This is a genomic window from Wenzhouxiangella sp. YN9 (assembly GCF_056324165.1).
Map to the genome: position 1 here is coordinate 34421 of NZ_JBJNIP010000107.1, position 13684 is coordinate 48104.

Sequence of the window (13684 nt, forward strand, 5' to 3'; positions counted from 1 at the left end):
GCAGACGCGGGCCGGCACTCTCCAGCGCTATAATCAGGGGCCTATGACTGCACCCTCGAACTTTCTCGATCGATCCCCTTTTTCAGCCCTGATCGACACCCTGCGCGCCGGTTACGGGCTCAACGAACTCAAACGCGACATTCTTGCCGGGCTGACCGTCGGCATCGTGGCCATTCCGCTGGCCATGGCGCTGGCAATTGCCATTGGCGTGCCGCCGCAGCACGGTCTGTATACGTCCATTGTTGCCGGCTTTCTGATCGCTGTCACGGGCGGCTCGCGCTTCAACATCTCCGGCCCCACCGCCGCCTTCGTGGTGGTACTGATGCCGGTGGTTGCCGAGCACGGCCTGGGCGGATTACTGCTGGCCACGATGATGGCCGGTCTGCTGCTGGTGCTGATGGGCGCCACCGGCCTGGGCCGAATGATCCGTTTCGTTCCCTATCCGGTGGTGGTCGGCTTCACCGCCGGGATTGCGGTGGTGATCGCCACGCTGCAGATTCGCGATCTGCTCGGACTGGTTGCCACCGAATCAGGTGGGCATTTCCTGGAGCAGGTTCACGACATCGTGCTGGCACTGCCGAGCACCAGTTTTCAGGACCTGGCCGTGGGCCTGCTGACCCTGGGCATTCTCCTGGGCTGGCCGCGCCTGAAAAGTGCCGTACCCTCGCCGCTGATTGCGCTGCTTGTTGCCGGGCTGGGCGCCTGGCTGGCGGCGCGTTACTGGCCGGGTTTCGAAGTGGCCACGATTGCCAGCCAGTTCAGCTACGAGCTGGGCGGCGTCTCCGGACAGGGCATTCCGCCGGGGCTGCCGCATTTCAGCCTGCCGTGGCATCTTCCCGGCCCGGACGGCACACCGCTGCAGCTTGATTTCGCGTTGCTGCGCGACCTGTTTGGCCCGGCCCTGGCGATCGCCATGCTCGGCGCCATCGAGTCGCTGCTGTGCGGCGTGATTGCCGACGGCATGACCGGGACCCGACACCGCCCCAACTCGGAGCTGGTCGGTCAAGGTATCGGCAACCTGGTCGCCCCCCTGTTTGGCGGCATCACGGCGACCGCTGCCATTGCGCGCACCGCAACCAGCGTGCGCTTTGGTGCGGCGTCGCCGGTAGCGGGGATGGTACACGCCGCCGTTGTGCTGCTGGCGATGCTGTTCTTGGCCGGCATCCTGTCGCAACTGCCCATGGCGTCGATGGCTGCCCTGCTGCTGGTCGTGGCCTGGAACATGAGCGAAGCCGGACACTTCCTGCGCATACTCAGAACCGCTCCGGGCGGAGATGTTGCCATCCTGCTGACCTGCTTCGGCCTGACGGTGGTCTTTGACATGGTGGTGGCCGTGGCCGTGGGTGTGGGGCTGGCGGCCATGCTGTTCATTCAGCGCATGGCCGACGTGACCGCCTCGCAGCCGATGATCGGCAAGGAAGGCGGCCTGCCGCGGGACCTGCCAACCGACCTCGCCGCCTACCGGCTGCGCGGGCCGATGTTCTTCGGCGCGGCCGAACGCGCGCTGGCCACCCTGCACCGGCTCGAACCGGAAGTGCAAATGGTCATCCTCGACATGCGCGAAGTGCCCAGCATGGACATGTCGGCCATTGTCGTTTTCCAGTCCATGCTCGAGCAGCTTGCCAAACGCAAGGTCGGCCTGATCGTCACCCACGCCGAGCCGCGCATCATCGTCAAGCTTCGGCGGGCCGGCATTCGCCGCGTCAGCCGCCAGCTGACCTTTGCCCGTGACACGGCGCACGCGCTGCGCGTGGCCGAGCGCTGGCGAGACCGGCCAATCAAAAAGCACGCCGCCGGGCCTGACAGCTCGGACAGCAATACAGGCGCCGACCACTGACGCTGATGCGCTCGATCGGCGTATTGCAGGCATGGCAGACCTGACCGTCGCGATTGAATACGTAATGCCGATAGTCACGCCGCGGCCAGCCGGCGTGCTCGAGTTGCACGATGCGATCGGGATCGTTGGTCAGCCCGCCGGTCTCGGCCGAGCGCCACATCAGCCCATGGGCGGCTGCCGCCAGCCCCCATAACGCAGCATCGTCGAGATCGCGCAGTCGATGCTGCCAGTGCAAGCCGGCGACGTACAGGATTTCCGAGCGCAGATAATTGCCCACGCCGGCCAGAAAGCCTTGATCAAGCAGTAGATGGCCGAGACGCTTGCCGCCGAAACGATCCTGGCTGATCCACTCGGCCACGCGCTCGACCTCCGCGCCGCTGGAAAGGATATCCAGACCGGCCCGGGCGATGAAGGGGTGCTCGCCGAGCCTGCCGGACTCGATCACCTGGATTTCCGAGGCGCTGTAGAGCAGCGCCGAGCGCTCGTCGGTGGATAACGCCAGGCGCAGCTGCCGGCGGGTATCGGGGCGGCGCCCAACCGCAGCGAACATCCAGCGCCCGTAGAGCTGATTGTGGGTATAGATCGTGGTGTCATCAGCGAAACACAGCAGCAATGCCTTGCCCAGCGTCTCGACCCGTGCCAGGGGTTGGCCAATCAAGCGCTGCGACCAGGGCTTCAGGCGCTCGAAGGCAAACCATACCTCTTCCAGCGGGCGTTGCCCCACCGCAGCGGCGATATCGCGCGCGGCACGGTACATCTCCGGCCCTTCCGGCATGCGGTTACAGTCCCAGCGCCACGATCAGCGCTGCCAGTGCAGCCAGACCCAACGCCGTGATCGTCAGCCAGCGGATCAGCGTGCGCCGGGCAATCTCCGCGCCCTCGTCTTCGAACCGCTGGAGCTCGTGCTCGTCGAGCGCGGTGGTGGCCCGATGATCGGCATCTTCGAGCAAGGCAGCGGCATCCTCGGCCTGCTCGCCCAGCACCGCCCACAGCGCAGCCCGAAACCGGCCCCGATGCGCCAGATTGAGCCGCAACGAGGTCATGTCCGTGACTTGAGTAACGATACCGCGTGAACGCAGGAAGGCGGCGCGCTCCTCGGCCTGTGAACGCGAAGGGTATCTGGCAATCATCTGCATGCATTGCACGCTACCACGATTCCCAGGCGGCGGGCGGTTCAGGCCTCGACAGTATGGCTGAAGCGCAGTTTGCCACCGGCGTCGTAGAGCCGAATGCGCCGCCGCTCGAGCAGACCGAGAAACGGCGGCTGCATGCGTTGTTCGTCGACGCGGGACTCCAGCCTGACCAGCCTGGCGTGCTCGCTGAGCAGCGTCGAGCGTACCAGCTGGTAGAGCTCTTCACGGCCGCTGTCGCCGGCGCCGGGCTCACCGCCCCGCGCCTGTCGCAACTCCTCCAGCGCCTCGACAACACTCACGTCCCACAGGCGGATGTTGTTCCAGGTGGTGGTGAATTCGCGGAGGGCCGCGCGTGCGTCGGGAACCCGATCAACCAGCTCGGCAAACTCCCGAAGCTGCCGTGGCAGTTCAGCCAGCCCGAGAAGACCGCAGTCCGGATTGAAGTGCAGACGATTGACCTGCAGGTAGGACAGCATCCGGCGCCGCCGCGCATTGGCGGTCTGGCGGTCAGCGCGCTCAAGTCGGGTTGCTTCGGCGCGCAGCAAGGTTTCAGCCGTGCGATACAACTTTGCCACCCGGCTGCGCGTGACCTGGTCGCGGCGGAAATCGCAGACCAGATGGTCGAGCATCTCGATCACCCGCGGGTCCAGCCATACAGCCAGGCCACTGCTGTTGTCCCTGGCGTGCTGCACCAGAGGCGTGATTCGCTTCTTGTCGCTGACGGTCTCCGAACGCAGGCTGACGACATCCAGCAGGCGGCTGTCGCACTGCTGCATTGCCGTTTCGAGCTGCTGCATCACCCCCGCGTCCACGCGCCCTTGCCGCTTGAGACGAATGGCCTCGGCCAGATGGCGGGCAACATTCTCCTGAGCGCTTTTCCGACGCCGCAGACGCCGTGCTTCTTCTTCCGGCGGCAGGCAGTCGATGAGCGAGCCGTAAACGATTTCCCACGCCGTCGTGCCGCGGTTGGCAATATCCTGCTCCAGCAAGAGCGCATCGATTCGGGGCAGCACCCCCTTCTGCTGCCGCAGCGCGGTGGGCTGCGTTCCTTCGCTCAGACCCAGGCTGGTGAATTTCCAGCTCGAGTAGCGAATCGAGGTTGGCAGGCCCTCGCCCTTCGCCAGGTTGTCAATGGCTCCTTCGCGCCCGAAATGAATGCCGGAGAAATCTCCTTCGAAGGTGGCTTCACCATCCATCAGCCCCTCCAGCTCGGGAATGGTCAGGCTCTCCCAACCCTTGTGTCGTGCCTTCTTGAGCGCGCGATAGGCGGGCCCGGGCTGGTTGACGATATTTTCCGGCTTGAGATCGCTGTGCGTGACGTCATCTTGCAGCAACTGGTAGCCATTGCGGAACAGGTTGGCGGCCATCCGCAGTCGATGGCTGAGCGAGCAGTCCTCGAGCAGGCGGCGGCGGGCGACCATGTCCGACAGCATGCCGTGCTCACTCCAATCCAGCACCGTCAGCATCAGCTTGTGTTCATAGTCCACGGTCACCTGGTGCAGCAAGGGCCCGATATTGCGGGTGAACAAGCGGGTCCAGTTCTGCTCGAAGAGTTTCATGGCCGAGGCCGGAAAAATGTCGCGCGTATACCTGCGTTCGCTGAGAAGCCCGGTGGCGGCAGCCAGGATTTCGCCCGCAAGCTCCGGGCAGCTGTCTGCCTGCGCCATCAGCGCCGGCACCTGAACCCCGTGAACGTACTGATGCGCCTGAGCCAGACGGACCAGATCGCCGGCTGACTCGAAGGGCACCGCCTTGACGGCGACCCGATGCGAACCGCTGCGGTAGACCGCCACGTTGCGGTGGCTGCCAACCACCCTGGGCGCATCATTGCTGTCTCGCTCCAGCGACCACTCCAGCCCCTTCATGACAAAGGACTCGTGGTTGTGGAACCAGGCCTCGCACTCGCCGGGCCCGCCCCAGATTCTCTCCTCGGCATTCTTGCGCCATGAGCGCCGCTCCAGGCTGTTGAGCCGCTCGGCGCTGCGGCTTTCGACAAACGCGCGAAAATGCCGCTCCACGTTTCCGCCGGCCGCCGCGAACATGACCTTGCCGCTGGCCGTACGCAAGGCAGGCCCGCGTGAATTGCCCACCAGCACGTGCGTGATCGACTGTGAATGACTGCCGTCTTCCTGTCGGTGGGGACGCACCGACAGGCGCAGGGAAATCGGTCCTTCCTCGGGGGTATGCGTACTGAAGTCGTAATCATGCATGGCGCGCTGAAAGGCATCGCGCCCGCCGCCGGGAGAACGCCGCTGTTTGACGATATTGTGGTTGAAGGTCTGGATCGCCGCGAGCAGATCGAACTCGCTTGCATCTCTCTCGGGCAGGATCAGCTCGTTGAACCACTCGGCCAGCTCGAGATTGCAGTCGCTTTGTACGGCCATGAGCGCAAACACGCGCCGAAAGTAGGCCGAGCGCAAGCGTTCGGAGTCGCGAACCTGTTCCACCGTATGACCACGGCCTTCCAGGTAGAGCGGATCCTCGATGCGCGCATACAGCCGTGTATGGCCGAGATTCAGCTCGTGTGCCGTATCCCCCTCAGCCGATGCATAGCGAAACGTCAGCTCCACGTATGTCACCGCCGGATCATCGGTGGGAAAGATCCGGCGCGGCCGGGCCTCGAGATCGGCAAACGCGGCGGTACCGAGCGCAGAGTCATCCTGCCCGGTGCGGTGTTGAACGAGCGGAATCGGCGGCACACGGCTGGCAAACTCCTCCACCAGCGCCCGCTCCCGCCGAAGCTGTCTGTGCAGGGCAGCAGCGGACAACTCCCAGTCCTGGGGGGAGCGCGACAACAGACGTTCGAGCGGGTTGGCGATCAAAATGGATACAGTCTGCAGGCCGATATCAGCCGCAAGCACTTTACTGGAGGGGGCTGAATGCGGCAAGTCGGCCGGGCACCAGGGCCCCACTTTCGAGCGCGCGGGGAGACATCCGTTACACTCGAAGCTGCCATTCGATCGTTCTTGCGCGAGGAGCCAACCATGTGGAGCCGAGTATCCATCGTCCTGACCGCAGCGCTGCTTGCCGGGCTCGCTCATGGCGAGAGCCTTGTTTTCGAAAATGTTCGCCTGGTCGATATCGACCGGGCGACGGTGTCCGAACCGATGCACTTGGGCGTTCGCGATGGCTTCATCGTCGCGGCCGATTCGATTGACACCGCCGTTGCCAGCGAGGTTGTCAGCGACGCCGGTTACCTGATTCCAGGCCTGGCGGAAATGCACGCACACGTACCGCCAATGCGCGACGGCGAGCAGCACGTTCACGACACCCTGATGCTGTGGCTGGCCCACGGCATCACCACCATCCGCGGCATGCTCGGCGAGCCCGGCCATCTGGCGCTTCGCCAGAAGCTGGCCGACGGCCAGACTCCCGGCCCGCGCCTGATCACCTCCGGCCCGTCGTTCAATGGCGGCTCGGTCTCGTCGGCCGAGGACGCCCGGCGCATGGTGCTGGCCCAGCACGAGGCCGGCTACGATTTTCTCAAGCTGCACCCGGGCCTGTGGCCGCAAGCCTTCGATGCCATCGCCGGCAGCGCCGACGCGCTGGGCATCGGCTATTCGGGGCACGTCTCGGTGGCCGTGGGCCTCGATCGCGTGCTGGAGTCGAGCCAGGGCACGATCGATCATCTCGACGGCTATGCTCAGGAGATGGTGCCGGAAAACCATGAGCTCCACGGTAGCGACCCCGGCTTGTTCGGAGCCAACCTGATCGCGGCCATGGACGCGGGCCAGATCTCCGAACTGGCGCGGCGCACGGCCGATGCAGGCATCGCCAACGTGCCCACCCAGAGCCTGATCGAGAACTGGGCCACCGGCGATATCGAGGCGCTGATGAACCGTGACGCGATGCGCTGGATTGCGGCCGACACCGCCGCGCGCTGGCGCGAGCGTATCGGCCGGATGCGCGCAAGCTACGGCTCCGAAGAAAATGCCGAGCGCTATATCGAGCTGCGCCGCAGGCTCATCAAGGCCCTGCACGAGGCCGGCGCGATGATCCTGGCCGGCGCCGACTCCCCGCAGATCCTGAGCGTGCCGGGCGATGCCATTCACCATGAGCTGGCCATATACGTCGAAGCCGGCCTGACGCCGGCCGAAGCTCTGGCCACGGCGACGACCAACGTGGCCGAATACCTCGGCGAAACCAACCGCGGATGTCTTAAGCCGGGCTGCGTGGCCGACCTGGTGCTGCTCGAACACAATCCGCTGGACGATATCGACAATACGCGCTCGATCCTGGGCGTGATGCGCGCCGGGGCATGGTTTGATCGCAAACGCGTCGACGCCGCGCTGGATGCGATCGCATCTCGGGCAAGTGACAGCTGAAAATCAAAACCCTTGAAACGCAAAGACGCCAAGCGAAAACTTCGGAAAAGAAATCCTGAACCACGGAAGACACGGAATTCACGGAATGGAATTTCTTGGGCCATGACTACTACCGTACCGCTGGACATGAACTACAACCCGCTGAGCTACGTCGACCGGCTCGACGAGCGCCCGCTCGCGTCGATCGAGCTGGTGGTGATTCACGCCACCGAGCTGCCGGATCTGGAAACGGCGCGCGAGTACGGCGAGCGGATTCACTACCAAGGTTCGCAGACGGGCAACAGCGGGCATTTCTATATCGACCGCGACGGTTCGGTTCATCAGTGGGTGGCGCTCGAGCGGGTGGCGCACCACGTGCGCGGCCACAACCGGAACTCGGTCGGTATCGAACTGGTCAACCGCGGGCGCTGGCCCGACTGGTTCGACAGCCGCCATCAGGACTGGCCGGAAGATTACAGCACCGCCCAGATCGAGGCCTTGATCCTGCTGCTGTCAGAATTACGATCCAGGCTGCCGGGGCTGCGCCATATCGCCGGCCACGACGAGCTGGATACCGGAACGGTCGCGGCCAGCGACGATGCAGCCATCGAAGTCCACCGCAAACTCGATCCCGGCCCGCACTTTCCCTGGACCCGGGTGCTGGACCGCGTGGCTCTGGAAAGAAACGCGGGGCTGAGCAGAGGTTAAAGCAACCACTCGACCGGCAGCCAGCCGACCACAGTGATCGCGGCATTCTTCCAGGCATTGCTGCCGGGCTCGCGCTCAAGCGGCGCAGCATTGGCGTCAGCAGCGTCGGTCCAGACCATCCGACCGCCGCGATTCTGGACCTTCCAGGCCAGTCCGGCCAGGCCCTGGTCGAAGGCCCGGTGCAGACCTCCGGCCATGTGCTCGCTGTGAATGAGCACGCCCATTTCCGTATTCAGGCGTGCCGAGCGCGGGTCGAAGTTGAATGAACCCACGAAGATGCGATCACCGTCAACGGCGAAGGTCTTGGCGTGCAGGCTGGCCGCCGAAGAACCGAACGGCCCGAGGATGTCCGACGGTTTGGCCGGCGCGGCGGCCGGACGCAGCTCGAACAGTTGCACCCCGGCCGCGAGCAGATCGTCGCGCCGCTTGGCGTAGCCGGCGTGAACGGGCAACACATCGGTGGCGGCCATGGAGTTGGTCAGCATCCGCACGCTCACGCCGTGTTTTTCCAGACGGGTGAAGGCCTTGACGCCTTCCTCACCGGGAACGAAATACGGCGATACCCCGTCGAAACGCTCCGAGACATCCCCCAGCGCTTCTGCCAAATGACCGGTCAGCAGGTCCTTGCGCGGCAAAGCACCAAGCCCCTTGGCCGGATCATCGCTGACCAGAGTAGCCCGGGTCCATTCAAAATCCAGCGCGCCTTTGGTGATCTGTTCGAACAACTTCGAAGCCTCGACCACCTGCCGGTAATGCGCCATCTGCTCGCTGTCGCGGAAACGCGTCAGGCTCTCGCCGACCGGATCCCGGCTTTCGCCGGCAGCAACAATTTGGTCAGCCGGATAGGCCGACCGGCTATTCCAGTAGCGATCGAAATCCCGGGAGATTTCAGGAACGATCTGGCCGACGGTCAGTACGTCGAGGTCAACAAAGAGCGCGGCCGAGCCGGTGCCGAAGTACTCATCGCCGACGTTGCGCCCGCCGAGAATGCTGACACGATTGTCGACGGTAAAGCTCTTGTTGTGCATTCGGCGATTGAGGCGGAAAAAGTCAAAGCCGTAGGAAAGCGCCTTCAGGGTGCGCAGGTTGAAGGGGTTCCACAGCCGCACTTCGATGTTGGGATGCGCGTGCAGGGCCGCGAGCTCGGCATCCAGCCCGGCGGTGCCGTTGTCATCGAGCAGCAGGCGCACGCGAACGCCGCGGTCGGCCGCGCGCTTGAGCCGTTCGAGCAGCAAGTAGCCGGTCAGATCGCCGTGCCAGATGTAGTACTGCGCATCGATCGACGAGCTGGCGGCATCGGCCAGCAACAATCGCGCGGCGAAGGCGCTGGCACCGTCGGAAAGCGGCACGACACCGGACCGTCCCGGATGCCGGGACGTCTCCGCGGCCACCGATTCGGCCAGCCGGCCCGCGGTTGCGGGCGCCAGCGCAGTCGTCGGTTCAGCCTGGTGGGCCGGCAGCGCGAACAGCCATCGCGCCACGATCACCGCCAGCAGGCTGACGCAAACGGTAATGAACAATATCCAGAGCATTCGACGTATCACGCAGACTTTCCCGCAGGTTCCCGCAGCACCACCGGCCCAGCAACCGCTATCGACAAAGCTATTGTTGCCTGGCCCTGATGACCGGGCCTTCGATCGTCGACAAAATCAGCGCTCCGGTCGAATCGATGCGGTAGCGCTCGATGACCGACAAGAGCGTCAGTATGGCTTGCTCCTGATTCATCAACGCCTCGGGACAGGCCATTTTCGTCGTGCCCGTCGGCGACAGGCTCAAGCGCCCGCCTTCCTGGGCCTGGTAGCTGCCGATGATGCGGTTGCAGGTGGCGTTGCCCGCCAGGCGACCGTCCGGCAAGAACTCGAGGCTGGCCCGGGTGTCGTCGATCACGCCGCGGCCGGCCACATCCTCGATGATCCACTCACGTCCGCGCAGCAGCGCATCATCATGGGGCATCGGATTCTTGTCCATCAGGTAGCGGGCCACCGCGCGGTAGGCCGGCAGCGAGGTCGCGTCGTTGGCCGCATTGGCCGCGACCGGATGCGAAGCGAAACGCACGATGACCATGTCGGCGGCCGGATCGATCCAGATCGTCTGGCCGTGAACGCCGCGCGCGGCGAACGCGCCGTGCTCGTCATGGCTGTTCCACCACATGCTCGCGTAGCTCCAGCCCGGCAGCGCGTCATAGCCGGCGACGGCGAACTTCTCCGGGTCACCGCCGCGCCGGATGCTGGCGATGGCCTGCGGCGGGACGATCTGGTCGCCGGCCAGGCGGCCGTCATCGAGCATCAGCTGCCCGAGCCGGGCGAGATCGCGCAGGGTGGCGTTGAAGCCGCCGCCCGCGAACGGCGTGCCGATGGAATCAACGGTGTAGAACGCCTCGCGCTCGGTGCCGATGCGGCTCCAGATGCGCTCGGACAGCAGCTCGGCCACCGACTGACCGCTCGTGCGCGCAATCAGCCAGCCGAGCGCGTCGGCGTTGACGGTCTTGTAGCCGAAAGCCTGGCCGTGGCGCCCGCTTTTTTCGACCGTCTGCAGGAAATCGAAATAGCTGCGCGGCCCGTCGTAGCCTTCGGGCTTGGGCAGCGGGCTGCCGGCCTTTGCGTAGGTCCAGACCTCGGCGTCGGGGTCGCTGTAGTCCTCGGAGTAGTCCAGGCCGGTGGTCATGTTCATGACCTGGCGCACGGTCGCGTCGCCGAAGGCGCTGCCCTGAAGTTCGGGAATCAGATCACCGACCCGGGCGCGCTCGTCGAGCCGGCCTTCGGCCACCAGGATTTCTGCCAGCAGGCCGGTCAGCGACTTGGTGACCGACATGGCGCCGTGCAGACTGCGCTCGGTCAGGCAGCCGGCGTAGCGTTCGTACACCACCCGGCCGTGGTGGAGCACGATCACGCCGTCGCTGTAGTTGGCGTCGAAGGCTTCGTCCCAGCTCATCTTCTTGTCGCTGCCCATGGGCGCAAACGTCACCTCACCGATCGCCGGATCGATTGCGCGCGGCAGCGCTCGGGCCGCACCGCTGCCGTTATCGACGCCGACGGTCGGCATCAGCTCGCGAAAGTGGCACACCGTCCAGCGCAGCTTCGGGAAAGAGAAATAATCCGGGTCGGTAAAGCGGATGAGCTTGTCATCAGGCGGCGGGAAACCCTGCATCCAGCCGAGCTGTTCGGGATCGGAGCCCTGGGCCGTCGCCGGCGATTGCGAGGGCTGCCGACGCTCGTCCGGGCCGGCATCCTGCGCGGGCGTGGTCGCGCAGCCGACGCTCGCGGCGGCCGCAGCCAGGGCGATGGCGCGAATCAGATGCTGCATGAGACCTACTCCTGTGCTTTGAATTTTTCGAGCCAATCGGGCGGTTCCAGTTGATTGCTTCGGCCGGCTGACACACACTGCAAACGACAGGCGTCCATCCATCAGGGCCGCCCGCGAAGGACAGTTTACGCGAGTGTACCCCGCCATCGACAGCGAGCAGGCTCAGGGAGATTCCAGATGCCGGATAACAACACGAACACCCGCAAGACCGAATCCGAATCCCGCAATCCGGCCGCACCGATCGCCATCGGAATCATCCTGCTGCTCCTCGCGCTGGTGGTGTACTACGCCCTGAGCGATCGGCTGGCCCCCAGCTCGTCGCGCGGCACGGTCTCGGCCCAGGTTGTCCAGATCGCGCCGCGGATCGGCGGCCAGGTCACGGCGGTGACCGTGGATGACGATGCCGTTGTCGAGGCCGGTGACGAGCTGTTCCGGATCGATCCGCGACCTTTCGAGCTCGCCGTCGCGCAGGCCGAAGCCGAGCTGGCGAGCACGACTCAGAGCATCGACGCCTCCAGCACCGCGCTGGTGGCTGCGCAGGCGGCCGTCACCCAGGCACGCAGCCAGCTCGACACCACCCGCTCGGAGGTCGACCGGATCCTGCGGCTGGCCGAACGCGGCCTGGTATCCGAGGCCGATGCCGACGCGGCACGCGCCCGTCTGGCCGACGCCCGTTCCGGCCTGCGTTCGGCACAGGCCAACCTGGAAAGCGCGCGCGCCGAGCTGGGGCCCAGGGGCCGCGACAACCCGGCCATTCTCACCGCCCAGGCGCGCCTCGAGCGCGCCCAGTACGATCTGGCCTCGACGTCGGTGCGGGCGCCTCACTTCGGCGTGGTCACCAACGTCACGCTCTCGGAGGGCCAGTTCATTTCGGCGGGCAGCCCGGCCATGACCTTCATCGACGCCGAGGCGGCCTGGGTCACCGTCGATTTTCGCGAGAACCAGCTGCGCGCGGTCGACCCCGGAGATCACGTGCACCTGCTGTTCGATGCCGTGCCGGGGCGGATTTTCGAAGGCCGGGTGCAAAGCATCGCCTGGGGCATCGACCCGGGCCGCAGCAGCCAGGGCGGCCTGGTGGTGAATCAGCCCGCCAACCGCTGGTTCGAACCGGCGCGGCGGATTCCGGTGCGCATCGAGCTGGCCGGCGGAATGGACGCCTGGCCGCGATCAGCGCGGGTGGGCGGCAAGGTGCACGCCCTGGTCTTTGCGCACGGCGCGCTGAACCCGATCGCGCTTGTCGGCCGCACGCTGCAGCGCCTGCGCTCGTGGACGAGCTACCTGCACTGAAACCATGTACGTCACCCCGCGCCCGAGAACCGAGGATGACCCGCTGTTCGCGCTGCGCCTGGACGCAACGGGCGCCCTTTCCTACCTGGCCATCGCGATCTTCGACCCGGCGCTTGCGCCGATCATCGCCGCGCTGCCGGCGGGCATGATCGGCGCGCAGCGCAAGGCCTTCAATGCCGGCAAGGCGATCGGCGGGCCCGTGGCGATGATCGTGCTGGTCTGTGCCATGACCTGGCTTGTCGAGCAGCTGCGTCCGATGCCGCTGGTCTACATCGGTGCCATGTGGCTGGTCTACTTCGCCGGGTTCCGGATGATTCTCAAGACCGGCGCCCAGGCGGGGATGCTGATCGTCATCATGGCGGTGCTGCTTTCGGTGATGGGCATGCACGGGAGCGCGACCGTCGAGTCGATGCGCGACGGCTTCATCCAGGCATCGCTCGTGGCGCTGGTGATCGGGCCGCTGGTTTATCTGCTGTTTCCGCCGCGAAGCCGCGAGCAGCACGTCGATGAGCCGATACCCACGCCGGGCAACGTCAGCGTCGGAGCCGCGATTCGCGCGACGGTGCTTCTGGGGCTGAGCTTCTGGCTGTATGCCGTGATGCAGCCCTCGGACATGATGATGGCGGTGATCGCCGCCATGGTCGTCGTCTTCCCGACCCGTCGCGCGGTCTTTCACGAAGCCCGGCAGCGAATCCGCGCCACGTTCTACGGCGGCGCGATCGCGCTCTTGGCGCTATTTTTCTTCACCCTGTCGCCGCATCTCCCGATTCTTCTGGGGCTGATCTTTCTCGGCGGCCTGTGGCTGGGCAACCGCATGCTCCAGGGCCCGCATCCGGCCAACGTGTATCAGTACGCTTTCTCGGTAACCCTGGCGCTGATCGCCGGCGCACTTTCGACCCAGGATCCCGGCTACGCGACGTTCCCCCGGATCGTGCTGACGCTGATCGGGGCGCTGTCGGCGGCCTTGTGCGTGGCGCTGCTCGACGCTTTTTTCCGCTGGCGAGAGCCATGGCCCAAAGCGGGGGCACTGATTACCGAGAGCCGGAGCGGATCGCATGTTGACCTGCAGCCTTCCGGGAAAGGCGATTGACCGTGAACTCCGTGTCTTCCGT

10 protein-coding genes are annotated in these 13684 nt (G+C 65.5%); 5 read left to right on the forward strand and 5 right to left on the reverse strand.

What is annotated here, in order from left to right; translation table 11 throughout:
* Nucleotides 1–43 precede the first annotated feature (43 nt).
* Complete coding sequence (gene dauA, locus ACEWQ0_RS10010) at nt 44–1837, forward strand: C4-dicarboxylic acid transporter DauA (protein ID WP_476485268.1); 1794 nt, start codon at nt 44–46, stop codon at nt 1835–1837.
* Here the strand turns inward: dauA and nei are convergent.
* The 3 genes from nei to ACEWQ0_RS10025 are packed head-to-tail and all read right to left on the reverse strand — an operon-like array spanning nt 1779 to nt 5858.
* On the reverse strand, nt 1779–2612 hold the full coding sequence (gene nei, locus ACEWQ0_RS10015) for an endonuclease VIII (RefSeq protein ID WP_476485269.1): 834 nt from the start codon (nt 2610–2612) through the stop codon (nt 1779–1781). The genes dauA and nei overlap by 59 nt on opposite strands.
* Nucleotides 2613–2616: 4 nt before the next feature.
* Nucleotides 2617–2967 (reverse strand): hypothetical protein, encoded by a 351-nt coding sequence (locus tag ACEWQ0_RS10020; protein ID WP_476481900.1) that lies wholly within the window; start codon nt 2965–2967, stop codon nt 2617–2619.
* Nucleotides 2968–3011: 44 nt separating this feature from the next.
* Nucleotides 3012–5858 carry a hypothetical protein gene (locus ACEWQ0_RS10025; RefSeq protein ID WP_476485270.1) on the reverse strand — a complete coding sequence of 949 codons (2847 nt, stop codon included), beginning with the start codon at nt 5856–5858 and terminating at the stop codon, nt 3012–3014.
* A 96-nt stretch (nt 5859–5954) separates the two neighbouring features.
* Here ACEWQ0_RS10025 and ACEWQ0_RS10030 point away from each other — a divergent pair, with 96 nt between their 5' ends.
* Both ACEWQ0_RS10030 and ACEWQ0_RS10035 read left to right on the forward strand, forming a co-directional pair.
* A complete protein-coding gene (locus tag ACEWQ0_RS10030) occupies nt 5955–7295 on the forward strand; it encodes an amidohydrolase family protein (RefSeq protein ID WP_476485271.1) in 1341 nt (446 codons plus the stop codon).
* A 102-nt stretch (nt 7296–7397) separates the two neighbouring features.
* Entirely contained in the window at nt 7398–7982 is a 585-nt protein-coding gene (locus tag ACEWQ0_RS10035; protein ID WP_476485272.1) for an N-acetylmuramoyl-L-alanine amidase, read from the forward strand.
* On the opposite strand, the gene ACEWQ0_RS10040 is transcribed toward ACEWQ0_RS10035, so the two are convergent.
* Nucleotides 7979–9514 carry a phospholipase D family protein gene (locus ACEWQ0_RS10040; RefSeq protein WP_476485273.1) on the reverse strand — a complete coding sequence of 512 codons (1536 nt, stop codon included), beginning with the start codon at nt 9512–9514 and terminating at the stop codon, nt 7979–7981. The genes ACEWQ0_RS10035 and ACEWQ0_RS10040 overlap by 4 nt on opposite strands.
* Before the next feature lie 70 nt (nt 9515–9584).
* Nucleotides 9585–11285: a serine hydrolase gene (locus ACEWQ0_RS10045; protein ID WP_476485274.1), complete on the reverse strand. Its 1701-nt coding sequence runs from the start codon at nt 11283–11285 to the stop codon at nt 9585–9587.
* Between the two features lie 177 nt (nt 11286–11462).
* Between ACEWQ0_RS10045 and ACEWQ0_RS10050 the strand changes: the two genes are divergently transcribed.
* Both ACEWQ0_RS10050 and ACEWQ0_RS10055 read left to right on the forward strand, forming a co-directional pair.
* A complete protein-coding gene (locus tag ACEWQ0_RS10050) occupies nt 11463–12572 on the forward strand; it encodes an HlyD family secretion protein (protein ID WP_476485275.1) in 1110 nt (369 codons plus the stop codon).
* A gap of 4 nt (nt 12573–12576) precedes the next feature.
* On the forward strand, nt 12577–13662 hold the full coding sequence (locus tag ACEWQ0_RS10055; protein ID WP_476485276.1) for an FUSC family protein: 1086 nt from the start codon (nt 12577–12579) through the stop codon (nt 13660–13662).
* Nucleotides 13663–13684: the final 22 nt, after the last annotated feature.